The sequence below is a fragment of the Paraperlucidibaca sp. genome (assembly GCF_982810325.1).
Genome location: NZ_CEYEMI010000002.1, coordinates 28,216 through 51,910 on the forward strand (window position 1 = coordinate 28,216; position 23,695 = coordinate 51,910).

Sequence of the window (23,695 nt, forward strand, 5' to 3'; positions counted from 1 at the left end):
ATGCTGGCATTTGTGGTGGAAGTGTAAAAAGCCCTCAAGTCTCCAGCAAACAGTTCGATATCTAGTGTGTCCGCGATACAAAGCCATTTAGGCAGAGGTCGCTTAGTTACCAACGGTAAAACGGAGAATCATCATGGCCTTGTCCATTAACACCAACGTGGCATCCCTGAACGCTCAACGTAACCTGAGCACTTCACAATCCAAAATGTCTGAATCGCTGCAGAAATTATCCACCGGTATGCGTATCAATAGCGCTAAAGATGACTCAGCTGGCCTGGCCATCTCCGAGCGTATGACTTCGCAAATCCGTGGTTTGAACGTTGCTGTGCGTAACGCCAACGATGGCATTTCGCTAGCTCAAACTGCTGAAGGCGCATTGAGTGAAGTTGGCAACAACTTACAGCGTATGCGTGAATTGGCTGTGCAGTCATCTAACGGTACTAACTCACAAGTTGACCGAGATGCGTTGAATGCTGAGTTCGTTCAGCTGCAATCAGAAATTCAGCGTGTAGGTGAGCAAACAAGCTTCAACGGAACTAAGTTGTTGGATGGCTCATTTGCAGGTGTTCAATTCCAAGTTGGCGCCAATGCTGGTGAAACAATCGGCATAACCTCGATTGCCAACGTGCAAACCTCGGCTCTTGGTGGTTCGCTAACTCGCACCTCAGCAAATGTTAACGCCACTGCTCTAACAAGCTTCGCTACGGCAATTCCTGCTGGCGGTCTCACCGTTAACGGTGTCGATATTGGCGCTGTTGCGGCTGCAGGTAATGCTCAAGAACGTGCAGGACAAATGGCTGAAGCGATCAACCGTGTATCGTCACAAACTGGTGTTGGTGCGTCGTACGACAAAACCACTGGTGATTTGACTTTGACTAGTGCAGCTGCGATCACCATTGCTGGCGCTAGTGGCACAGTACCAATTGCTGGCTTCGCTGCAGGTGCCGTTGGTTCAGCAACGACTACAACAGGTATTGGCTCATTGAGCCTGTCGAGCTTCACTAACTCACAACAATCGTTGGCTCACTTAGACAAAGCAATCGCAGAAGTGAACACTTCACGCGGCAGCCTAGGTGCGATCCAAAACCGCTTCAGCTCAACCATTGCTAACTTGCAGACCACATCTGAAAACCTGTCGGCCTCACGCGGCCGCATCCAAGACACAGACTTCGCTGCCGAAACAGCCAATCTGTCGAAAGGTCAGATCTTGCAACAAGCCGGTGTGGCCATGCTGTCGCAAGCTAACCAGCTGCCACAAACTGTTCTCAGCCTACTTCGTTAAGGTTGAGCGTCACTGCCGAGCCTTGACGGTTTGGCAGATTGACCAAGCAATAAGGCAGCTGGCCATGTGGTCGGCTGCCTCTTTGTCGTTTAACTAGCGTCGACATGGAGACGTGCCATGACAATTTCTAGTGTAGCAAATGCGTATACCCGAGCCGTTGATTCAACTACTGCTCGAGTCGTAACTGATGAAAGTCAAATTGTTGCTGGTGCGGTGAATAACTCAGTGGTTGTAGAGCCAGCAGTGAGATCCAATTCTGAGCTGATACAGCCTGAGCAGTTAAAAGAATGGCAAGACCAGCTGCTGACTCAGAGAAAACTAGAGTTCTCTATTGATGAAGATAGTGGCCGCAATGTTGTAAAGGTCATTGATAGTGACTCTGGCGATGTGATTCGGCAGTTTCCCAGTGAGGAAGTTTTGAAGCTATCTAGTGTAGCGAAGAGCGGTAAAGGCGGCTTATTTGCCGAAGAAGCTTAAGTTTCTGGCATGACATTTGCTTTGCCTTACAGAGGCTTGCGTAACTGTTCTTTATTAAGCTTTGGTTAAGTGCCAACACTAGATGCAGCGAATTTGAGAAGGAGTAAGCCATGCCAACCATTACCAGTAGCGGTGCCAACGGAATAGATGTAAATAGCTTGGTATCACAGTTGGTTGCAGCTGAGCGCGCTGCGCCGGCGGCTCGAATTTCAAGTAATGAGTCGAAGGCTCAGACCAAGCTCTCTGCTTTTGGTTCGCTACAGTCGAGTGTCGACACGTTTCGCCAAGCATTGGACAAGTTGAATAACAATGAAACGCTTAATGCACGTAGCACTAGCGTAGGTAAGCCTGATCAAGTCGCGGTAACAGCATCAACAAAAGCAGCCGCAGGCAGCTATCGTGTTTCAGTAGAAAGCTTGGCGCAAACCCATCAGGTTGCTAGTGCTGGATTTGCTGGTACTGGCGCTGCTGTCGGAGAGGGGAAGCTAACCTTTAGTAATGATAATGCGAGCTTTGCCGTCACCATCGATAGTAGCAATAACACACTGGCAGGCCTGCGCGATGCGATCAATTCAGCATCAGGTAATACCACTGTACGTGCATCAATTGTTCGTGCTGACGATGGCGATCACTTAGTCATGACAAGCTTGCAAAGTGGTGTTGCGGGCGAGTTGAGTGTTACTGCTTCGGATGCTAGCGGCAATCCTTTACCAGCGCTACCTATTGGCGGGTTACTACCTGGAGATCCTGCAACACTTGCATCTTTTAGTTTTAGCGCTGGCAGCAGCACTAATGGCGCGACTGAAAAGCAGGCAGCTCAAGACGCTCAAATTATTGTCGATGGCTTTTCACGTAGCTCCAGCACTAATAGCTTCACTGATATCGTTGAAGGCGTCAGTTTTACAGCAATAAAAGCCGATGCTGGCAATCCTTTTACGGTCAGTGTGACTGAAGACTCGAGCAGTGGTAAAAAACTGGTTGAAAGCTTTGTTGCCGCCTACAACACGCTGCAAAACTCACTTCGTTCACTGACCAGCTATAACGCTACCAGTAAGCAAGCAGGCCAATTACAGGGCGATGCCACTACATTACGCTTGGCATCAGTGATTAGGAATGAGCTCAACACAGCAGTTGGCGGCGCGAGTGAGAATGCCGATACGCTCTCGGAATTAGGTATTACCACTGATGCCAAAACTGGTGCATTAAGCATCGATAACGAGCGTTTAGATGCTTTGCTAGTGAGCCAGCCTGACGCAATGGCGAAATTTTTTAGCGGTGATGATGGCTTTGCTGCACGTGTTGATACGGCGTTAAAAGGATTTGCCGATAAAGACGGTTTGCTGGCAGCACGTAGTGAGGGTTTGCGGACGCAATTGAAGGGCTTATCAGTGCAGAGAGATGCCTTAGATTTCCGTATGGAAGGCATTGAGGCGCGCTATTCCAAGCAATTTAACGCGCTCGACACCTTGCTCACATCACTAAATGGTACGAGCTCATTTTTATCGGCTCAATTGTCTAGTTTGCTGTAATTTTAGAGTGTTAAAGCCTAAAGATTTGGCCAAATTGGTCGTTAATAGTCGTAGCTAGCGCAGTTCTCTCGCGCCGTTTTTAGGAGACGATAATGACTTATGCCATGGCTCGTGCATCAAAGGCTTACGCCAATATTGGTGCTCAAACCAGTGTTGAGGCAGCCAGCCCGCACCGTTTAATTCAGCTGCTGTACGCCGGTGCGATTGATCGTATCTCGCGCGCACGCGGCCATATGCAGCGTAAAGACTACGCCGAAAAAGGGCAGTGCTTAAGCCGTGCTATCGATATCATCGATAGCCTGCGAGCCAGCCTTGATAAGCGCCACGGCCATCCTTTAGCGGATAATTTAGAAAACCTATACGAATATATGGGCCGTCGCTTATTGCTAGCCAGCAGCACCAATGACACTGCGCTATTAGACGAGGTTGGTGATTTGCTGAGTGAGTTAAAAGTTGCATGGGATAGCATTCCAAGCGACTTTCATCGTGGTGCGCCAGAGGTACTCGACGGCACACAACAAGCGCAATTGATGGGAGCGTAATCATGGCAATGTCCAATGTGTTGCCATTTCCAACGCCTGTTCAGCGTCGCCCGACGTTGCAGTCCTTGCTGGATATGACGCATGACATGTTGGCGCTAGCTAAGCTTGGTGATTGGGATGGTGCGTTAAATCTACAATTGCAGCGCAGAGATGCCTTAGAGCTGTTCTTTGCTGACCTGCCACCAACGTTGTCAAAATTAGATATTGCCACCACGATCCGAGCCATTTTGCAGTTTGATACTGAGCTTACAGGTCATCTTCAGCACAGCCGGCAAACACTGATGAGTGAGGCTCGCAGTGTCCGCCAACAGCATAATGCTGCCGGTGCCTACTTGAGTTATTCAAGCTAACTCGCGAGACAATAATGACCGACACCATGAATGACGAAGCGCTGCACGAAGCCATTAGCTTAAGTGGCCAGTTGCCGTTGAGCTACAGCACGTATTCTCAGGCCTTAAGCGAAGCTGAGTTACTCAACCTCAATGAGCGCAATTTAATGCTGCTTAACGCGATTGAGGTAGCTGAGGTTCAACGTTATATCTCAGATGCTGACTCTGATGATGGTGTGCAAGTTGAGCTATTGCGGCTTGAAGCAAAGGTCGACTTATTATTGAGCCTGATGAACCAATTATTGAGCCAGCAAAATGAGCTACCACAGCCAAGCACAGTGAGCTTGAGCGCGATGGCGTTAAATTGGCAGAGTGGTGCCATTAAAGCGTCAGTCGGTGACTATCTCGTGGTCGACTTACATGTGCACAATGCAGTGGCAATGCCTCTAAGGCTGCCATTACGTGCCATTAATTCAGAACGCGGTGAGCTTTACGGCTTATCGTCGTTAACACAAAATGCATTGGACAAATTCCTCTTTCGCCAGCATCGGCGTGCTATTGCCGTGAGCCGACAGGCCCGCAGCGATGCCTAGTTGAGTTACACAGCTCACAGAGCTACAACACTTCTCGCTACAAAATCGGACTGAAGCCAAGCGTCAAATAACCGACAAATAGGACATCAAAGTTCTGACGCGGATATTCGGCCATGGCAACTTCTATCGCACTAGATACATGCACTCCTATTCGCACACGTAGCCCATTAGGTCGATCTTCGGCTATTGAGACTGTGCGCGAACTCATCAGGCAAGTAGCGCCGCACGCTACGGTGGTGTTGATTCAAGGGGAGTCTGGTAGTGGTAAAGAGGTTGTTGCACGGGCCTTGCATGATGCCTCCTCGCGCCAAAATAAACCGTTTGTGCCAGTTAACTGCGGTGCCATACCTGCGGACTTGCTTGAGAGTGAGCTTTTTGGTCATGAGAAGGGCGCTTTTACTGGTGCAATCAGCACGCGTAAAGGCCGCTTCGAAATGGCTGAAGGCGGCACGCTATTTTTAGATGAAATCGGCGATATGAGCCTGCCGATGCAAGTGAAGCTATTGCGCGTACTGCAGGAGCGTTGTTTTGAGCGCGTGGGCAGTAACCAAACCATTAAGTCCAATGTGCGCATCATAGCTGCTACGCACCGTGACCTTGAAACCATGGTCGATCTAGGCAGCTTTCGCCAAGATCTGTATTTCCGCCTAAACGTGTTTCCAATCATGGTGCCAGCCTTGCGCGAGCGCCTCGATGACTTACCGATGCTGATTCGCCATTTTTGTAATCGCCAAACCGAGCGCGACACGACTCCACCCATTTTTAATCAAGAAGTGATCGATGCTTTATCGACCTATGCTTGGCCGGGCAATATTCGTGAGCTTGAAAACTTAGTTGAGCGCCTGTCGATCACACACGCTGGCAAAACTTTATGCACGACGGATTTGCCCGCACGTTATTACCCATTGGATTTATTAGAAACAGAAATAGAGCTTGAGGCCGTTCGGAAAGCAGCTCGTCAATTACTGGCAGAGCAGCAAGCAACTCAGCTACAGGCCACTCCAAGCGTCAATAAAATGCCACCTATGGCTGCCAGTATTGATTCGCCAGCCCAGCGCGAAGCTGAGCAAGCGATGCTATTTGATATGCAATCGCAGCCAAATGACAGCGCGAGCACTGCGGTGCTTGACCTTCCAGAGGCCGGCTTAGATCTAAAGCAAACCTTGCAAGACCTAGAGATTCACTACATCACAGAGGCTTTGGCCCGTGTCGATGGTGTGGTTTCGCGCGCTGCCCGTTTGCTCTGCCTACAACGCACAACATTAGTCGAGAAAATGAAAAAGCTAGGCCTGCAAGCGTTTAGCTAAAAATTGGCACAGTGTTTGCTTTGTATCTAGGCAAGTGAGTAATTGTTTTAACTCACATAGCTAATAAGTAAGGGGTATGGGCATGACCAGTGTCAGCGGAGTCGACAACATACTCAGCCAAATTCGAGCCATGCGCCAAAATACGCCCGGCATTGGTTCAGTGCCGGCGCCAGGTGTTGGCAGTGTTAATCCCAGCCAAGGCGGCGTTCAGCCCGCCGGGTTTGGCGACATGCTCAAGCAGGGCATTGAGAGCGTTAATAATCTTCAACAAACCTCTGCAAGCAATACCGCATCCTACGAGCGCGGCGACAGCGAAATGAGCCTGACTCAAGTCATGGTGTCGCTGCAAAAATCAGATGTTTCATTTAAGGCCGCCGTTGAGGTGCGCAATAAAATGATTGATGCCTATCACGAAGTTATGCGGATGTCGGTATGAGCCAGTTCAATGCCATGAATGCAAACTTATCAACCCTTGCGCAGGCACCATGGCTGCGCCAGCTACTGATTTTGGTTGGCATCGCGGCTAGTGTCGCAGTAGGCATTGGCTCGGTGATGTGGTCGCAAGGCCCAGACTATAAAGTGCTTTACGGTAGCTTAGCGCCAGATCGCGCATCGGCAGTGGTCGACACACTCAATACTCTCAATATTCCTTACAAAATTGAAAATGCGACTGGCTCTATTTTAGTCCCCAATGATCGCCTTCATGACGCACGTCTGAAACTTGCTGGCAGTGGTTTAGCGACTGGCGACGGTAGCGGCCTGGAAATGATGAAAGATGAAAAAGGCTTCGGCGTTAGCGAGTTCATGGAAACTAAGAAGTATCAGCACGCCATTGAGACCGAGCTATCTCGCACCATTGAAAGCCTGCATCAAGTTCGCCGAGCACGCGTGCATTTAGCGATTCCTAAGCAAAGCGTATTTGTCCGTGAGCGTAAAACTGCCACAGCATCAATCTTCCTCGATGTGTTTCCCGGCAGTGTGCTTGAGAAGCAAAACGTTAAAGCCATTGTCAATTTAGTGGCATCGAGCATTCCTGACCTCACCGCCGACCAAGTCACCGTGGTTGATCAGCAGGGCAACCTACTATCCGACAAGGAAAACGATGCTTTGGCACAGGGTTCACGCCAGTTTGATTACCGCCAGCGCGTTGAGAAAACCTACGAGTCGCGCATTGAGCAACTGATTTCGCCCATCGTGGCCTCGGGTAAAGTGCGTGTGCAGGTTGCAGCAGATATTGATTTTGCTAGCTCGCAAGTCAGCCGCGAAAGCTGGAATCCTGAAAGCCAAGTTGTGCGCAGCGAGCAGATTAATAGTGATAGCCGTGGTGGCAACGCAAATGCGAAAGCCGCAGGCATTCCAGGCGCGCTATCGAACCAACCGGTATCTAACAACACAGGCGAAGCAGAAGGCGCAGATGCAGCGGGCACTACTGAGGGTAGTAAGTCGATTACACGTAACTATGAAATCGAGCGCACGCTAAATCATAGCGACACGCCTGCTGGCACCATTAAACGCTTATCGGTTGCCGTAGTTGTAGATGGCCGTCCGCAAAAAAATGCTGAAGGCAAAATCGTTAAAGCCGCACCTAATGCCGCTGAGCTTGAGCGCCTGACTATGCTGGTACAAAACGCAGTGGGCTATGAGGCTGAGCGTGGCGACAAAGTCACCGTGCTAAGCGCCGACTTTATTCCCGATTTAGTGGCAGATGAGGCCGATGCGCCAGGGTTCTGGCAAGAAGCATGGTTTGCTCAGCTTATGCGCCAAGGTTTAACCGGTTTGGGAGTGCTGCTGCTAGTGCTCTTAGTGTTACGTCCCGCCATCAAAAATCTACTAGTGAGCAATAACGTTACTGGTCAGGCTGGCAATAATGAAGAAGGTATAAGCGGCGTTAATGGTGAGTACATTGGCCAGCATCAATCCAGCGTAGCGTCTCTTAGTCACTCCAGTGCGCCGCTGCAATTAGGTCACGATTTCGATAAAAAAGTTAGTTTCGTTCGCACCGTCACCGCTGAAGATCCAAAGCGGGTTGCACAGGTTGTGAAAAATTGGGTGAATAACTAATGCCGAGTCCAGCTGCCATGAGTCCTAATAATAGTCATCAAGCTGCCATGCTTCTGCTGATGATGGGCGAGGAGCAAGCCGCCGAAGTGCTACGCCACATCGATCCCGATTCAGTAGAAAAGATCGGTATGGCGATGGCGTCGATTAATGAGGTTAATCACGAGCAAGCTAATGCTGTGGTGAGTCGCTTCCAAGAAACCATGGAAGCGCAAACGTCTTTTGGTGTTGGGGTTTCCGGCTATGTTCGGCAAATGCTGGTGTCCTCACTTGGTGAGGATCGCGGCAAAACCTTGGCCGATCGTGTTTTAGGCGAAGACGAGGCTATGGAGATTGACTCTCTGCGCTGGATGGACCGCGACACCATCGTGCACATGCTTCGCGATGAACATCCGCAAATAGTAGCCATTACTTTGGCGCATATGCCGCAAGATCAAGCCGCGTACATCATTAAGCAGCTTCCATCGGCCTTACAAGATGATGTTGTGCTGCGCATTGCCACCCTAGAGAAAGTGCCTCAAGCCGCTATGCGCGAGCTGCAAGATATTCTGCAAAACAAGCTTCAGCTTTCAGGCAATTTCAAATCTAAAGCCATCGATGGCGCTAGCACTGCTGCTGGCATCATCAATAGCCTTGGTGGCGATGCCGGCAAGCGCATCATTAGCTCGCTAGAAAAAACAGATGAAAAACTAACAGAACGACTCAAAGACCTGATGTTTGTTTTTGCAAATTTGGTGCAGGTCTCCGACAAAGGCATGCAGTTATTACTGCGTGAGGTCTCGACTGATTTACTCACGATTGCCTTGAAAGGCGCGGATGAAAAAGTCCGCGATAAAATCTTCAAAAATATGTCCAAACGCGCCGGTGAAATGCTGCTTGAGGACATGGAGGCACGCGGCCCGGTAAAACTCAGCGAAGTTGAAACTGCACAGAAAGAGATTCTTATAATTGCGCGTCGTATGGCTGAAGAAGGCGCGATTTCGCTTGGCAGCAACGGCGATGATTATGTCCAGTAAAGATAGCGCCGCTTGGGCTCGCTGGGAGATGCCTGTGGTGGATCACTTGGCGGCTAGCGCGGAGCTTGCCGAAGAGCCCTCGATGATGTCTGAGGTCAAATTAGCCGAGCTGCACGATGTTGCCCGCCGCGAAGGTTGGGAGCAGGGCTTAAACGAAGGCCGTGCCGCCGCTAAGCAAGAGCTAGATGCTCAAATGCAACGCTGGCAGGGTTTGCTTGATCAGCTTGCTGAGCCGCTAGCAGCGGTTGATACCAGCGTGCAAACTCAGCTGCTCGATCTAAGCATGGCGCTTGCCGCCCAGCTTGCGCAGCATGAAATTTCGCTACACCCAGACCATGTCTTAACGGTTGTGCGTGAGGCGATTGATTTATTACCTTCCGCCAGCGGTCGTGTTCGTGTGCATTTACATCCAGATGATCTGCGCTTTGTGCAAGGCCAGCTGACTTCTGATGAGGCGCAGTGGCAGTTGCTTGAAAGCCCGAGTATGCGCCGTGGCGGCGTTGAAGTTAGTACTGAAAATACTCACATCGATGAGCGTTTTGAAACTCGCTTAGCGCGCACGTTTGAGCGCCTTATTGGCCAAGCTCACGAAGATCACCACAGTGAGTCAGCGACATGAGCAGCTCCTCCAGCGAGCGCTGGGCGCAATGGCTGAGTGAGCGCCGCCGCCAACTAGGCGATGAGCCTGCGACGCCAGTCGTTGAGGGCAAGCTCAAGCGTGTGGTTGGTTTAATGCTTGAAGCCGTTGGCTGCCAAGTGCCCATCGGCGGTTATTGCATGGTGCAAACCGCTGATCACGATTGGCTGGAAACCGAAGTCGTCGGCTTCTCTGGCGATCGTATTTTATTAATGCCTACCGGCGATATGCGCGGTGTTATGCCCGATGCACGAGTGATTCCGCAAACGCGTAGCGCCAATGTGCCAGTTGGAAATGGCCTGCTTGGACGCGTTATTGACGCCGCTGGCAACCCACTCGATGGCAAGGGCTCATTGAACTGTAGCAGCACACGCTCGCTGCAATCAGCACCCATCAATCCCTTACTACGCAAACCTATTCGCGAGCCACTCGATGTTGGTATTGGTGCGATCAATAGCTTACTCAGCGTCGGCCGTGGCCAGCGTATTGGTCTTTTTGCTGGCAGTGGTGTTGGCAAGTCCGTGCTCTTGGGCATGATGACTCGCCACACCGAAGCCGAAGTGATTGTCGTTGCGCTCATTGGTGAGCGTGGCCGTGAGGTCAAAGAGTTCGTTGATCATATTCTCGGCCCTGAAGATATGCGCCGTGCCGTAGTCGTTGCCACACCAGCCGACCATTCGCCATTGATGCGTCTGCGTGCAGCGTGGCAGGCAACCGCAATAGCTGAGTATTTTCGCGACCAAGGTAAACACGTTTTATTGCTGATGGACTCATTGACGCGATTTGCTCAAGCACAGCGTGAAATCTCACTCGCCGTTGGCGAGCCGCCCGCCACCAAAGGTTATCCACCCACGGTGTTTGCGCGTCTGCCAGCATTGGTCGAGCGCGCTGGTAATGGCGATGAGGGCGGCGGTTCGATTACCGCGTTCTACACCGTGCTAGCCGAAGGCGATGATCAGCAAGACCCGATTGTTGACTCCGCTCGAGCCATTCTCGATGGCCACATTGTGTTGTCTCGGCAACTTGCCGAGGCTGGGCATTTTCCCGCTATCGACATTGAGCACTCGGTCAGTCGCGCGATGAACGACATCATCACTCCTGAGCATAAGCAAGACATTCGCCGCTTTCGGCAGGTGTGGTCGACCTATCAGCAAAATAAAGACTTGATCGCTATTGGTGCGTATCAGCGTGGTTCAGATGCCCGAATTGATGAGGCCATCCGCCTGCAGCCAAGCATGGCAAAGTTCTTGCAACAGGATACGCATGAGGCGGTGAGCTATGTGCAAGCAGGGCAGCGCTTAAGGCAAGTAATGGCAGGCGAGGAGGTCGTATGACCAGATCGAAGCGTTTAAAACCGGTAATAGATTTAGCTGAGCGCGAAGAGTCGCAGCTAGCGCAGGCTTACACCGCTCAATTGCGGCAGCATCAATTAGCGCAAGAGAAGCTGCAACAGTTGGTGCTTTACCGTCTGGATTACGCCGCCATGGCCGAGCAAGCGCCTGGTCGTCCAATCGACTTAGCGCGTCTGCAAGGTGCCCGCGCGTTTTTGCAGCGCTTGAGCGAGGCGATTGGCATGCAAGAGGCTGAAATTCGTCGTATCGATGGCCTGGTGAATCAAGCTCGAGGCCTATGGCTAGGCGCGAAACGCCACCAAAAAAGTATTAATGACTTAGTGCTGGGCTATCAGGCGCAAGAGCGTCAAATGAGCGATAAGCGCGAGCAAAAGCAGCAGGATGAAATGGCTGGGCAGCGCATGGCATGGCGCTTGAGCGCTCAAGTTGGCTAAGCCTTAAAGCAGAGAATGATTATGAGTATAGTCAGCATTTTTAGTGATACCAGCTCCGCTACAGCGGCAACTGCTAGCGCGTCATCGAACGCGAGCGCTAACGCGGCCAATGCTTCATCGAACCCCTTTGTGGCTCTGCTCAGTGGTCTTATGGGGCCTAATGGAGGCGCTAACGCTGCTGTTGCGCTGCCTGTAACTGCAGATGGCTCGGTTAGCTATGTCACAACCTCTAGTGTTGATCTGCTTTCGGGCGATGCTTTGGCGGATCTACCGGATGATATCGCCGCCGCCTTAGCGGATGTTGCGCAGGCCTTAGGTCAGCTAAAGTCATCGCTAACCGGTACTAAAGCGCCTACCAGTGAAACCGTAGATAGCGAACTCAGTGCTGATGATGCATTACTGGCCGGCACCGTCGCTGGCGACCAATTATTGACGCCTCTGCAAGCTCCTATGGTCTTGCGTCAAGATCTTGGCGTGATAGCTGGTGTTAGCAGCACAGCAAGCACTGCCGATGATGCCGTGCTCGTTGCGGCAGGTGGTATGTCCGCCCGTAGCAATAACGCAGCAAGCGATAGCGCCTTAACTACTACACCTGATGATGTCGCTGAGTCGCTGGCCAAGCCAACATCAAGCACAAACTTTGCAGTCACGCTCAATAGCACAGCAGACACGCTCGCCGCCGCCAAAGACAGCGCTCCTATTTCACCCGCGCTTAGCGTGATGAAAGAAGCCATGCAGCAAGCCGGAGTTAGCGGCGATCAAGCTGACCAATTAATTAACTTGTCGGCTCAAGGTCAAAGTGCGCCATCAGCGAATGTATTGGCCGCAAGTACGACAGCAACTGCCGCACCTACTGCCAGTCAATGGACGGTGCCAGGCCACGCCTTGTTGGATAACAGCGCATGGTCATCGGCAATGGCTGATCGTCTCACCTGGCTCGGCCAAAATGGCATGACTAGCGCCTCTTTGCACATCACTCCAGATGACCTTGGGCCGATTCATGTTCGCATTCAAATGGGTGAAGACGGCGCTAAAGTTTCTTTTAGCGCGGATCATCACGATACCCAAGGTTTGATCGAGCGCATGTTGCCAAAACTTACGGCGGCATTTGAAGCTCAGGGCATACGACTCGATGATGTTCGTGTGCAATCCGGCGCTTCACAGGCAGCGCAAATGGATTTCAATGATCAGCAAAATGGCCATGAGGCTGCTGCTCAGCAACAAGCTCAAGTTGGCTCTGGATCATCCGAGCAACGCGCCGGCTCAGCGAATGTGTCGGATGATGTTGTTGGAGGCGTATCCGGCTCATCCGCTGAACCGACTGCGTTAACAACAAGCTCGAGCAATAGCCAGTTAGATGCCTATGCCTGATATACGCAGTGTTAGCTTTTAGCTGCCTGAGCTAGCCGCTAGTCGCGAGCTGTTCAAGCGGCTATGCTTCTGCATCTGTAAAAAGCCAACATGAGTTTGTTATGAATGTATTGATCGTCCACGCCCATCCTGAGCCGCAGTCGTTTACTAATGCATTAAAGGACGCAGCTGTTGCTGAATTAACAGCTGCCGGCCACGAGGTAGTGGTATCTGATCTGTACGCAATGAACTTTAATCCCGTCGCCAGTGCGGCCGATTTCGGCTCGCGCGGTAGCGAGGATTACCTGAACTACGCACTAGAACAGCGGCATAACGTTAAGGCCAATAGCCTTGCGCCAGACATCGCGGCTGAATTGGCAAAAATTAAAGCTGCCGACTTAGTATTGTTGAGCTTTCCACTCTATTGGTTTTCCATGCCAGCCATCTTAAAGGGTTGGATAGACCGTGTTTTCGTCTCTGGCATCGTCTATGGCGGCCGTCGCATTTACGATCAAGGTGGCTTATCAGGTAAGCGCGCAATGGTCATTGCCACCACAGGCGGGCGCGATCATATGCTCAGTGCTGGTGGTATTCATGGCGACCTAACTGAAACGCTAAAGCCAGTATTACAGGGCACATTGGGCTATGCCGGTATGACCGTACTAGCACCATTTTATGGCTATCACGTGCCGTATATTAGCCAAGAAGCTCGTGAGGCCGTGCTCGATGATTTCCGCACTCAGCTTCGCGACATTGAGAAGCGAGAGACTTTAGTGATGCCATCGTTGGCTAATTTTGATGCCGAAATGAAACCGCTCTGAGACCACGATCATGCTAGATACTGCGCAAACAATAATCCAAGAAGCCATACCCACACTTGAGGGCTGGCTCGGCGGGCCGGTCGACTGGAAGCAGATTATTTTGATCGGTTTGGCGCCGATATTTATCGGCACATTTCTCGTCGAATGGTGGGTGATGCGCCGCCGCGGTCAAACCACACAGTTTGTCGGCAAAGACATATTGACCAACTTAAACTTGGGCGGCATTTACCAAGTATTTGAGTTGATCGTGCATGCTCTATTTTTCATGGCAGCAATGCATTGGGTTTATGACCAACGTTTTTTCAATGTGCCGGTGAATATCTGGACCATCGTGCCGCTGTTTATTTTGCTTGAGTTTTGCTACTACGTTTTCCATCGTAGCAGTCACCGCATTCGCTGGTTTTGGTGTGCCCATGTTGTGCATCACAGCGGTGAGCACATGAATCTGAGCACAGCTATGCGCCAAAGCATGCTGTATTCATTAACGGGTTATTGGCTATTTTTCACGCCCTTAATGCTCCTTGGGGTTTCACCAGAAATCACCTTAGCCATGTATGCCGTCGATCTGGCGTATCAATATTTTGTGCATACCGAATCAGTGCGGAAACTGCCGGCTTGGTACGAATATATTTTCGTGACGCCATCACATCACCGTGTTCATCACGGCCGTAATGAGCAATACATCGATAAAAACTACGGTGGTATGTTGATTATTTTCGATCGCATCTTTGGTACGTTTGAGGCGGAAGAGGAGAAAGTGGAGTACGGCATTGTGCGCCAAGTCCACAGCAATAATATTCTCACGCTGAACCTTCATGAGTTCATCGACATGCTGCGAGATATTGCCAAGCCTGGGCCAATAGCCCAGCGCTTAAAGCATATTTGGGCGCCTCCTGAATGGGAGCGTGAGCCTAGAAAGCAGCCGATCGAGCCCTGAGCCTGTACCCGCGTGGCCTTGGCTGCGCTAATATCCCTCTTTATTTGATTTTGACTTTGCCATGACCTCTTCTGAAACGGCGGCTCAGCGCCTCGTACAACATCACCTTGATGGCTTACATCTGCCACCTAGCGATACTGACAACCTCAGCCCTGATCAACGCCTCGTCTTGCGCGAAGAAATTAAAGCGCTGCTAAAGGCCAAAGATGCCGTGCTCGTTGCGCATTACTACACCGACCCCGAGCTCCAGTCGCTAGCCGAAGAAACCGGTGGTTGCGTCTCCGACTCGCTAGAGATGGCGAGATTTGGCAATGCGCATTCAGCGACAACACTGGTCGTCGCCGGCGTTAAGTTTATGGGCGAGACGGCGAAGATTCTCAATCCTGAAAAGCGCGTATTGATGCCCACGCTCGAGGCAACGTGCTCCTTGGATCTTGGCTGTCCAATCGATGAGTTCAGTGCTTTTTGCGATGCGCATCCAGACCATACCGTTGTGGTTTACGCCAATACCTCGGCAGCGGTCAAAGCCCGCGCCGACTGGGTGGTGACTTCTAGCATTGCCGTTGATGTAGTTGATCATCTTGCCGGACTTGGTGAAAAAGTTTTATGGGCGCCGGATAAATACCTAGGCGCCTATGTGCAAAAAACCACCGGCGCCGACATGCTGCTCTGGGATGGCTCCTGCATCGTGCATGAAGAGTTTAAGGCGCGCGGCATCTTAGATTTGAAGCTGCAATATCCTGATGCTGGCGTATTGGTGCATCCCGAGTCACCTGAGTCTGTGGTGGCCGTGGCTGATGCCGTGGGCTCGACATCGCAGCTCATTGCAGCAGCTAGAGATCTGCCGCATCAGCAATTTATTGTTGCGACCGACCGTGGCATTTTCTACAAGATGCAGCAGGCAGCTCCCAATAAAACCTTTATGGCAGCACCAACTGCTGGCACTGGCGCGACCTGTCGCTCTTGCGCACATTGCCCATGGATGGCAATGAACGCATTAGAGAACCTAGCGCAGGTGCTGCGTAATGGTGATCAGGAGATTTTTGTCGATGAGCCTACGCGTGTGCTGGCAATGCAACCTTTGCAGCGCATGTTGGATTTTTCCGCCGAGCTTAAGCGTAGCCGTGGTGGCTAAGACGCCGAATGAGGCAAGACTGATCGCCTAGTAATCTATGCGATCAGTCAGCCAAAAGCCTTAGCGAAACTCTTGATCAAGCTTACGCATTACCGCAAGTCGTCGCTGAATTTGCGCACTCAATGAATAGTTTTCACCAGCCACGCGCAGCGCATTGCTCAATTGATCTTCTGCGGCCCTCAAACGGCCTTCTAGAAATAAATACTCCGCTCTGGCACGAAACACGCCCAAGGTGTCTTGCTGCTTGAGAGCGCAGTCAGCGATCAAGCGCCATAGGCCATTATCATTTGGGCGGATTGCCACAGCTCTGTCTAAGTCCGCGCGAATACTATCGGCTTTGCCCAAAGGCAGGGCAGCCTGAGTTAGGCGTAGCAGCAAGCTCGGTTGATTTGGAAAAAGACTTAGGCTGCGTCGAGATTTCTCATAAGCGCTAGCATAGTTTCTTGCCGCTAAATCCAAATCTATGTCGCTGATGCGAAAGTCCAAGCGATTTGGGTCGCTCTTCAGCAGCGGTGCCAGCGTTTCGCGTGCGGCATCGACATCACCTTTGCGAAACTGCGCCAAACTCAGGCCAAAACGGCTGGCCTCTGAATTGCTACTGCCATTGAGTGAGTTTGAGAGGGCGCCAATTAGGTCGTCGAGCTGTGTGCTATAGGCCACTTGCAAGCGCATCTGCACAAAGCGAAATTCAGGATGATTGGCTAATGGCACACGCGGAGTATCAGCGACACGGCGAGCAAGATCCGATAAACGTGTGGTTGATAAGGGGTGAGTCAGCAAAAACTCCGGCATATAGCCCAGTCTACGAGTATTACGATCGAGCTTTAGAAAGAACGCTGGCATGGCATGCGGGTCATAACCAGCCTCGGCTAAGGTTTGCAGGCCTAGGCGATCAGCTTCCTGTTCGTAAGCACGGCTGTAGCGAAGTTGGTTTTGCACCGCGAGTGCCTGTGCCGAAGCACCTACCGCCACGCCTAAGTCGCCACCTGCACCCGCTGCCGCGCCAGCAATGCTCGCTAATAGCCCTGCTAGGGCTAGCCATTGATTGTACTGATTGGCTTCTTGCGAGCGCGCGAAATGGCGTTGGCTTAAATGGCCGAGCTCATGAGAAAGCACGCTGGCCAATTCATCTTCGCTATCGGAGCTTAAAATCAGTCCGGTATTGACCCCGACTACGCCACCAGGCACAGCGAAGGCGTTGACCTGAGTGTCATCGACAACGACGACCGAAAAGTCAGGTTGTTGCAGCGGGGTGTGCAGTGACAGCTTATAGAGCAGGCTTTCAATATAGTCGCGGACTAATGGATCTGGCCATAAAGGCGCGCTGCCGCGTAGTTGCCGCAGCCAAGCTTGGCCTAGGCGCTGCTCAGTTGGGCCATCGGCAATGAGATCGGCTGGTTGGCCAAGTGTGGGCAGGGCATTGGGGTCATCAAACATACCAGCATGAGCGGCATTGCTGGTGAAGGTGCTTAAGGACAAAAGAGGCATGAGTGCCAAAACGCCGCAACGAAGATGTCGTGAGAAAGATTGCAGACGATAACAAGAGGACACACCATACTCCTGGGCCGGCAGTAGTGCCGGAGGCTCATGGTAGAATGAACGCCGATACTACGCTAGCCGATGACTGCAATGACCGACGCAACCACACTTGATTTACGTGGCCTACGCTGCCCGATGCCATTACTAAAGCTGAAACAAGCTCTGCATAAGACCGAGGCGGGCAGGCGTTTGATTGTGCTCACGACTGATAGCGGAGCGCAACGTGACATTCCGGCATTTTTACGTCACACCAGCCATCAGCTGGTGTCATTAGACACAAGCCCTGATGGTTCGGCGCAGTTTGTTATTGATGCTCAAGGCTAATTACAGCGCTTTCACAGCCTCTAAAACAGCACTGGCATGGCCATCTGCCTTCAGCTTGCGCCATTCCTGACGCAGCACGCCGGTCTCATCGATTAAAAAAGTGCTGCGTTCGATGCCACGCACTTGTTTGCCATACATGTTTTTTAGCTTGATGACATCGAAGCTAGTGCATAAGGCTTCATCGGCATCGCTGAGCAAATCAAAGGGTAGTTCTTGCGCGGCTTGAAATTTGTCGTGCGACTTCACGCTATCGCGAGAGACACCCAAGATGACTGTGTTAGCAGCCACGAATTCAGCGTGCAGATCACGAAACTGCTGACTTTCTAGTGTGCAGCCCGGTGTGGCATCTTTCGGATAAAAATACAGTACAACGCGTTTGCCTTGCAGCGATGACAGGCTAATCGTTTTGTCGGCGGTAGCGGCTAGCGAAAATTCGGCGACGGCTTGACCAATACTGACAGTCATGGAGTGGCTCCTATGTGAACGATGAGACGAGAAGTGCGTTTCAGCGAAATATGCCGTTAAGGCTTATACGGTTCGATAATCGCGTCGAGGTTGCGGTCATCACAAAACACCATGAAGTTTTCACGCAATAAAGCGATGTGGATTTGGCCGGGAATGTTCACCGTCATCGCCAGCGCAAACATCGGCGAGCCGGTGTGTGGCGCTGCGTAGGTATTGGTTTCCATAGCCTCGATATTGATGTCTTGGCTGGCAAAGAAATTAGCAATATCGGAGACAATGCCGGGGTTATCCAGCGAAATTACATGCACGGTATAGGGCATGGCTGGCACCGCTTGCATGCGAAGCTCGGTGCGCTTGCAAATCATCTCTAGCGATAAACGTTTGGCGACCGCTGGCAGCTGCGCTTCGAGTTTGGCGATGGCATCCCACGTGCCAGACACCATCCAAATAATGGTGAATTCGCGACCCATGACGGCCATACGCGAGTCGGCGATATTGCAGCGACATTCGCTAGCGGCGCGCGCGAGTGCTTCAACGATGCCAGTGCGATCGGTGCCCATGGCGGAAATAACTAAATAATGTTCGGCATCAGGGCGCATAACGTTTCCTTCGTTAAAATAAAATTTAGGCTTGATAGCGTGTAGGGTCACTTACACCTGCAGCCAAAAAGCCATCACGGCGTAGGCGACAGGCATCGCAGCGCCCGCAGGCATGGCCTTGAGCATCAGCTTGGTAGCATGACACGGTTAAGCCGTAATCTACGCCAAGCTTAAGCCCAGTGTGAATAATCTCAGACTTGGGCATGGCGATTAGCGGCGTTTCAATGCGCACACTAGCACCTTCAACGCCGACTTTCGTGGCTAGGTTTGCGAGTGCCTGAAAGGCCTCGATAAATGCCGGCCGGCAATCAGGATAGCCCGAGTAATCCACGGCATTAACGCCGATATAAATAGCCTCTGCTTGCGTGACTTCAGCGACACCCAAGGCGAAGGCGAGAAATACCGTGTTGCGAGCAGGCACATAAGTGATGGGGATGCCTTCACTTTCAGTTTCTGGCACGGCTAAGGCAGCATCAGTGAGTGCTGAACCACCCATAGCACCGAGGTCGATATGCGCGACGCGATGGTCTGTGACACCGTAATGCTTAGCGATATTTCGGGCGGCAGTGAGCTCGGCATTATGGCGTTGGCCATAGTCGAAGCTCAGCGCAGTAACGCTAAAACCTTGTGATTGGGCGAGGGCGAGGCAGGTGACCGAATCGAGTCCGCCTGAAAGTAAGACCACGGCATGCGGCATAACTCAGTGTCCTGGGGCGTTGTTCCAAAGGTATTTATGAAGCTGCAATTGCAGGCGTACCGGCAGGCGGTCAGCGAGTATCCATTCGGCTAATGTGCGTGGCTCAAGCAGCTCATGTGTGGGCGAAAACAACACATCGCTAACGCGCTCATAGAGTCCGTGTAGGTCGCATTGCATTTTTGCCCAGTCATAGTCTTCGCGGGTGCTTAAGACGAATTTAACTTGGTCATTTGGGCTAAGGCAGGCGATATTTTCAACGCGGTTACGATGTACTTCGCCTGAACCTGGGGCTTTCAAGTCCATGACTTTGACCACGCGCGCATCGACAGCATCTATAGCCAGAGCGCCACTAGTTTCTAAAGACACTTCATAGCCAGCGTCGCAGAGTTTCTCTAAGAGGCTGATGCACTCAGGCTGCGCCAAAGGCTCGCCACCGGTCACGGTGACGTACTGAGGCCCAAAGCTTGCAACTTCGGCTAAGACCTTATCTTCAGACCAAATAGTGCCGCCTTGAAAGGCATAGGCGCTGTCACACCAGGTGCAGCGCAGCGGGCAGCCAGTTAAACGCACAAAAACCGTTGGTCTCCCAACGGTTCGTGCTTCGCCTTGCAGCGAGTAAAAAATTTCCGTGATGCGAAGGCTCACTTTAGCGTGTCACTTCAGCCGGGTTCTGATCGAGATAGCTTTTAGCAAGACCGGCCTCGGCACTATCTGAGAAGCGATTGACCACGGTTTGCATGAGCTGGCGAGCCTCGTTGCGCTGATTGCGTAAGTCAGCAATGGTGCCTAGCTTGTAGTAAGACGATGCCACTTTTGGGCTGCCTTCGTATTCTTTAATGACGCGATTAAATTGCGCGCTCGCGGCATCTAAATTAGCGGGTGTTTCGGCTAAATGGAATTCACCGAGCCAGTAGTAAGCGTTAGCGACAAACACGCTATCGGGATATTGCGAAATAAATGCATTCATTGAGCCAATAGCAGCTGCTGGACCATCGCTACGAAAGCTTTGGTACGCGGCTAAATAGGCTTGCTTCTGCGTTTCAATATCGGCCAATGTTGCTGCGGCAGCGGGTGTGGCTGCTGCTGCGCCAGGATTGATCGGCGCAGGTCCCATGCTTTGTTCTAGCAGCCCAATGCGCTGATCGAGGTCGGTGTAGCGAGCACGACTATCTTCCTTTAAACGATCAATAACTTGCTGCTGTTCTTCAACGCGGCCATGTAAGCTAGCTACTGTTGTGCGCAAACCTTCAAGCTGCTGAAACATATCCCAAGCAGGGTTGGCGACGGCGGGTGTCGCTGCTACAGCCGCTGCAGGGTTCGCTTTAGGAGTGGCTGATGCGGCAGCAGGGGCTTTACGTTGATCAATATTCTCTACTGGCGCCATGGTGCGTAAGCCGTTACTGCGCTGCTCAGCTGACACGGATTGACAGCCTGTTAATGACAGTGAGCTCACAACAAAAACGACAGTGGCGAGTCTTGCAGACGGACAGATAGCAAACCGTGACATAGCGATGTTTCCTCAAGGTGACCAGTAAAGTGTAGCAAGCAGCGGTAGTGTAAATAATAAACGGGCCGTAGCCCGTTTATTATTGCGTATCGATTGTGTGATTAGTTGGGGCTACCCGACACGTAATCTAGCTCAACACGGCGGTTTTTAGACCATGCATCTTCATAGCTGCCATCAGCAACAGGCTTTTCTTTGCCGTAAGAGACGACGGTCAGTTGGTTCGCGTTGACACCGGCGCTGACTAAGTAACGAGCCACAGCGTTGGCACGGCGCTCGCCAAGAGCCAAGTTGTATTCACGTGTGCCGCGTTCATCGGTATGACCCGATAGCTGCAGGCGTGCGCTGGAATGGTTGATTAAGTATTGCGCGTGAGCATTGAGACCACCATAAGCAATTGCGGTGATGTCGCTAACGTTGGTGCCGAAGTAGTACACACGAATGCGCAACAGGTCGGTAGAGCTAGACAAGCTATCGGTAGAGATAACTTGAGACGAGCTATCGGCAATCACATTGCCTTCGATGGGGTTACCGAGGTTAGCAGAGCCAGTCTCAGGCATTGAGTCAATGTTTTCGGCAATCGGTGTGACTGCTTCAATGGCTGGCGCCGGTGGTAAATTCTCAAACTGCGAATCGTCATTGGGGTCGATAGGGCGAGGGCCTTGGAAAATCGAGCAAGCCGAAAGACTTACGATGATTGCACCAACGGTGGCCAGCTTAACGGACTTGGCAAGTTTCAAGATGTGCTCCTTAGTTTCAAAAATGAACAACGATTTTTTTCATGGTTTTAACGTATTCGTTGTCATCCACGAGTCGCAGTAGCTCAAAAAATATTCAGGCTGCTGTATACATGGCGCAACATTAACTTACATCGGCATTAGCGTAAATAGGGAGACCATACAGGTTCACGAACTTCGCCATCGACCGCGGGTAATCGCATCTTAAAACGGCCATCCAAAGACATAATGCCAAGCACACCTAAACTGCCTTTTCGGGTCGCATAAACGACCATCTGACTATTGGGTGAGAAACTTGGTGACTCATCCAAAGGTGTATCGGTGAGGATGCTGAATACGCCGTTATTAAGATCTTGAATGCCGATAGCGTAAGTGCTGCCGCCAGTTTGGTGGACGACGGACAGGTAGCGGCCATTAGGGCTGATGTCGCCGCGGGCATTGAAGTTGCCGCTAAAGGTGAGGCGTTTGGTTTCACCATTGGCGATATTGAGACGATAAATTTGTGGGCCGCCACTGCGATCAGAAGTGAAAATGAGTGATTTTCCGTCATTGCTCCAGCGTGGCTCAGTGTCGATGGCGGGGTTATTCGTTAAGCGCTTCAGTGCGTTGGTGGTGAGATCCATTAGGTAAATTTCTGGATTGCCATCACGAGATAATGTCAGTGCCATCGATTTACCATCGGGCGACCATGCTGGGGCGCCATTAAGGCCAGCAAAGTCGGTGAGCTTAGTGCGCTGACGAGTGGCTAGGTTTTGCACAAAAATGGCCGGCTTACGGCTTTCGAAAGAGACATAGGCAACTTGGCGAGCGCTTGGCGACCATGTTGGCGACAAAATCGGCTCAACAGAGTCGAGCAAGGTGATTTGACGCTCGCCGTCGATATCAGAAAGCTCAAGACGATAGCGGCGCTTGCCGTCACGCTTGTATTGGTTCACATAAAGAATTTTTGTCGAAAATACGCCCGGCTCACCGGTAACTTGCTTATAAATGCGATCGCTAATGTAGTGCGCGGCATCACGCCAGCGGCTGGCATCAACAGTAAAGGTTTCGCCTAAAACGCGCTCAAGGCCACCTTTTTTCAATAGCTCATAGCGGAATGAGTAGCGGCCATCGGCGGTTTTACTGGCTTGACCAATAACAACTAAGTCGGCTGCCACATTTTGCCAAACGCCAGGTAGCATTTCAGCGCTGCTACTGGGCCGATCGGGCAGGGCCGCGGTGTCGAGCGAGCGAAAACGACCGCTACGATCTAAGTCGGCTCGAATGATGTTTCCGGTGTTATCGCCTGCGGATATGCCGCCAAAAGGTACGACGGCGATGGGCAATGCGTCATCTAAGCGCTGAGTGATTTCAATGGTCAGAGCCGCTTGGACTAAGCTTGAGACCAGCAGCAAGCATAGACCGAGCCAAGTGTGACGCAACACCATAAGTTACTCCTCAGTAGTATAGTTCAGCGAGAATATACGGAAGTTATCACGAAACACAGCTGCATCGGCAGGAACCGGAAGCGGACTGGCGCGTAAAACAGCATCTTTAACGCTGGCGTCGAAGGCTTCATTGCCGCTGCTTTTGGTGACGATAACCGACGTGACTTCGCCGCCCGGAATTAGCGTGATGCGCATCAGTGTGCTGAGCTGTCCGCTTACTTGCGGTGGGCGGCGCCACTGACTTTTAATTTTACGGTTAATGGCTAGTGTGAACTCTCGCAACTGCGCCGCTTGTTGTTTAGCTAGGGCGGCATTGGTCGCTGAGTTGGCTAGGTCATCAATTTCGGACTGCATTTGCTGGGCAAGCACTTCCTGCTGCTTACGACGTATGTCTGCCTCTTGCTTGGCTTGCGCGGCATCGGCAATTCGTTTGGCCTCATCCATGACGCGTTTTGTTTCAGCGGCGGGGTCTGGACTTTTCTCAAGCTTTTTATCAGGCGCGGGCTTAGGCTCTGGATCAGTTTTAGCTTTTGGCGTTGCGTCTGGCTTCTGCGCAGGTTTAGTTTCAGTCTTTGGCTCAGGCACAGGCTCTTTTTTAGGCTCT

27 protein-coding genes are annotated in these 23,695 nt (G+C 51.6%); 18 read left to right on the forward strand and 9 right to left on the reverse strand.

The features are described 5' to 3' along the window. The first annotated feature begins 133 nt into the window (after window positions 1-133). The 17 genes from AC3DKE_RS01550 (at window position 134) to nadA (ending at window position 15,799) form a co-directional block, all read left to right on the forward strand. Window positions 134-1,282, forward strand: coding sequence for a flagellin (locus AC3DKE_RS01550; RefSeq protein WP_487989855.1), 1,149 nt, complete (start codon window positions 134-136; stop codon window positions 1,280-1,282). A gap of 117 nt (window positions 1,283-1,399) precedes the next feature. Beyond that, window positions 1,400-1,759, forward strand: a complete 360-nt coding sequence (locus tag AC3DKE_RS01555; RefSeq protein ID WP_484216658.1) for a flagellar protein FlaG — start codon at window positions 1,400-1,402, stop codon at window positions 1,757-1,759. A 110-nt stretch (window positions 1,760-1,869) separates the two neighbouring features. Next, window positions 1,870-3,288 carry a flagellar filament capping protein FliD gene (gene fliD, locus AC3DKE_RS01560; protein WP_379069242.1) on the forward strand — a complete coding sequence of 473 codons (1,419 nt, stop codon included), beginning with the start codon at window positions 1,870-1,872 and terminating at the stop codon, window positions 3,286-3,288. 92 nt (window positions 3,289-3,380) lie between these two features. Then, window positions 3,381-3,830 (forward strand): flagellar export chaperone FliS, encoded by a 450-nt coding sequence (gene fliS / locus AC3DKE_RS01565; protein WP_379069245.1) that lies wholly within the window; start codon window positions 3,381-3,383, stop codon window positions 3,828-3,830. 2 nt (window positions 3,831-3,832) lie between these two features. Further along, entirely contained in the window at window positions 3,833-4,180 is a 348-nt protein-coding gene (locus AC3DKE_RS01570) for a flagellar protein FliT (RefSeq protein WP_487989858.1), read from the forward strand. A gap of 14 nt (window positions 4,181-4,194) precedes the next feature. Then, window positions 4,195-4,752 carry a PilZ domain-containing protein gene (locus AC3DKE_RS01575; protein ID WP_340674600.1) on the forward strand — a complete coding sequence of 186 codons (558 nt, stop codon included), beginning with the start codon at window positions 4,195-4,197 and terminating at the stop codon, window positions 4,750-4,752. Window positions 4,753-4,865: 113 nt separating this feature from the next. Next, window positions 4,866-6,059 (forward strand): sigma-54 interaction domain-containing protein, encoded by a 1,194-nt coding sequence (locus AC3DKE_RS01580; protein WP_411730237.1) that lies wholly within the window; start codon window positions 4,866-4,868, stop codon window positions 6,057-6,059. 82 nt (window positions 6,060-6,141) lie between these two features. After that, on the forward strand, window positions 6,142-6,495 hold the full coding sequence (gene fliE / locus AC3DKE_RS01585) for a flagellar hook-basal body complex protein FliE (RefSeq protein ID WP_340674602.1): 354 nt from the start codon (window positions 6,142-6,144) through the stop codon (window positions 6,493-6,495). Continuing rightward, window positions 6,492-8,120: a flagellar basal-body MS-ring/collar protein FliF gene (gene fliF, locus AC3DKE_RS01590; protein WP_340674603.1), complete on the forward strand. Its 1,629-nt coding sequence runs from the start codon at window positions 6,492-6,494 to the stop codon at window positions 8,118-8,120. The genes fliE and fliF overlap by 4 nt, the downstream gene beginning before the upstream one ends. Window positions 8,121-8,137: 17 nt before the next feature. Further along, the gene (gene fliG, locus AC3DKE_RS01595) at window positions 8,138-9,133 is read left to right on the forward strand and encodes a flagellar motor switch protein FliG (protein ID WP_340674604.1); all 996 of its coding nucleotides are present in this window, start codon (window positions 8,138-8,140) and stop codon (window positions 9,131-9,133) included. After that, window positions 9,123-9,752: a FliH/SctL family protein gene (locus tag AC3DKE_RS01600; RefSeq protein WP_487989861.1), complete on the forward strand. Its 630-nt coding sequence runs from the start codon at window positions 9,123-9,125 to the stop codon at window positions 9,750-9,752. The genes fliG and AC3DKE_RS01600 overlap by 11 nt, the downstream gene beginning before the upstream one ends. Further along, entirely contained in the window at window positions 9,749-11,104 is a 1,356-nt protein-coding gene (fliI, locus tag AC3DKE_RS01605) for a flagellar protein export ATPase FliI (RefSeq protein ID WP_340674606.1), read from the forward strand. The genes AC3DKE_RS01600 and fliI overlap by 4 nt, the downstream gene beginning before the upstream one ends. Continuing rightward, a complete protein-coding gene (gene fliJ / locus AC3DKE_RS01610; protein WP_340674607.1) occupies window positions 11,101-11,556 on the forward strand; it encodes a flagellar export protein FliJ in 456 nt (151 codons plus the stop codon). Before fliI ends, fliJ begins: the two co-directional genes overlap by 4 nt. Window positions 11,557-11,577: 21 nt before the next feature. Further along, window positions 11,578-12,927 carry a flagellar hook-length control protein FliK gene (locus AC3DKE_RS01615; RefSeq protein ID WP_411730236.1) on the forward strand — a complete coding sequence of 450 codons (1,350 nt, stop codon included), beginning with the start codon at window positions 11,578-11,580 and terminating at the stop codon, window positions 12,925-12,927. 101 nt (window positions 12,928-13,028) lie between these two features. Then, a complete protein-coding gene (locus tag AC3DKE_RS01620; protein ID WP_340674609.1) occupies window positions 13,029-13,727 on the forward strand; it encodes an NAD(P)H-dependent oxidoreductase in 699 nt (232 codons plus the stop codon). Between the two features lie 10 nt (window positions 13,728-13,737). Continuing rightward, window positions 13,738-14,664 (forward strand): sterol desaturase family protein, encoded by a 927-nt coding sequence (locus tag AC3DKE_RS01625; protein WP_487989863.1) that lies wholly within the window; start codon window positions 13,738-13,740, stop codon window positions 14,662-14,664. A gap of 61 nt (window positions 14,665-14,725) precedes the next feature. Next, window positions 14,726-15,799 carry a quinolinate synthase NadA gene (gene nadA, locus AC3DKE_RS01630; protein WP_340674611.1) on the forward strand — a complete coding sequence of 358 codons (1,074 nt, stop codon included), beginning with the start codon at window positions 14,726-14,728 and terminating at the stop codon, window positions 15,797-15,799. A 60-nt stretch (window positions 15,800-15,859) separates the two neighbouring features. On the opposite strand, the gene AC3DKE_RS01635 is transcribed toward nadA, so the two are convergent. Beyond that, window positions 15,860-17,287, reverse strand: coding sequence for a M48 family metalloprotease (locus AC3DKE_RS01635; RefSeq protein WP_487989865.1), 1,428 nt, complete (start codon window positions 17,285-17,287; stop codon window positions 15,860-15,862). Window positions 17,288-17,428: 141 nt separating this feature from the next. Between AC3DKE_RS01635 and AC3DKE_RS01640 the strand changes: the two genes are divergently transcribed. After that, window positions 17,429-17,662, forward strand: a complete 234-nt coding sequence (locus tag AC3DKE_RS01640) for a sulfurtransferase TusA family protein (RefSeq protein ID WP_340674613.1) — start codon at window positions 17,429-17,431, stop codon at window positions 17,660-17,662. On the opposite strand, the gene AC3DKE_RS01645 is transcribed toward AC3DKE_RS01640, so the two are convergent. The 8 genes from AC3DKE_RS01645 to tolA form a co-directional block, all read right to left on the reverse strand. Beyond that, on the reverse strand, window positions 17,663-18,127 hold the full coding sequence (locus AC3DKE_RS01645; RefSeq protein ID WP_340674614.1) for a peroxiredoxin: 465 nt from the start codon (window positions 18,125-18,127) through the stop codon (window positions 17,663-17,665). 56 nt (window positions 18,128-18,183) lie between these two features. Next, window positions 18,184-18,726, reverse strand: coding sequence for a glycine cleavage system transcriptional repressor (locus tag AC3DKE_RS01650; RefSeq protein ID WP_340674615.1), 543 nt, complete (start codon window positions 18,724-18,726; stop codon window positions 18,184-18,186). A gap of 25 nt (window positions 18,727-18,751) precedes the next feature. Continuing rightward, complete coding sequence (queC, locus tag AC3DKE_RS01655) at window positions 18,752-19,423, reverse strand: 7-cyano-7-deazaguanine synthase QueC (protein WP_487989867.1); 672 nt, start codon at window positions 19,421-19,423, stop codon at window positions 18,752-18,754. A gap of 3 nt (window positions 19,424-19,426) precedes the next feature. After that, window positions 19,427-20,068 (reverse strand): 7-carboxy-7-deazaguanine synthase QueE, encoded by a 642-nt coding sequence (gene queE / locus AC3DKE_RS01660; RefSeq protein WP_340674617.1) that lies wholly within the window; start codon window positions 20,066-20,068, stop codon window positions 19,427-19,429. A 1-nt stretch (window position 20,069) separates the two neighbouring features. Beyond that, window positions 20,070-20,843, reverse strand: coding sequence for a YbgF trimerization domain-containing protein (locus AC3DKE_RS01665; RefSeq protein WP_411730233.1), 774 nt, complete (start codon window positions 20,841-20,843; stop codon window positions 20,070-20,072). A gap of 188 nt (window positions 20,844-21,031) precedes the next feature. After that, a complete protein-coding gene (pal, locus tag AC3DKE_RS01670; RefSeq protein WP_340674619.1) occupies window positions 21,032-21,667 on the reverse strand; it encodes a peptidoglycan-associated lipoprotein Pal in 636 nt (211 codons plus the stop codon). 137 nt (window positions 21,668-21,804) lie between these two features. Then, entirely contained in the window at window positions 21,805-23,091 is a 1,287-nt protein-coding gene (gene tolB, locus AC3DKE_RS01675) for a Tol-Pal system beta propeller repeat protein TolB (RefSeq protein WP_487989870.1), read from the reverse strand. Between the two features lie 3 nt (window positions 23,092-23,094). After that, the coding region (gene tolA / locus AC3DKE_RS01680) for a cell envelope integrity protein TolA (RefSeq protein WP_487989871.1) at window positions 23,095-23,695 on the reverse strand (601 nt) is incomplete at its 5' end.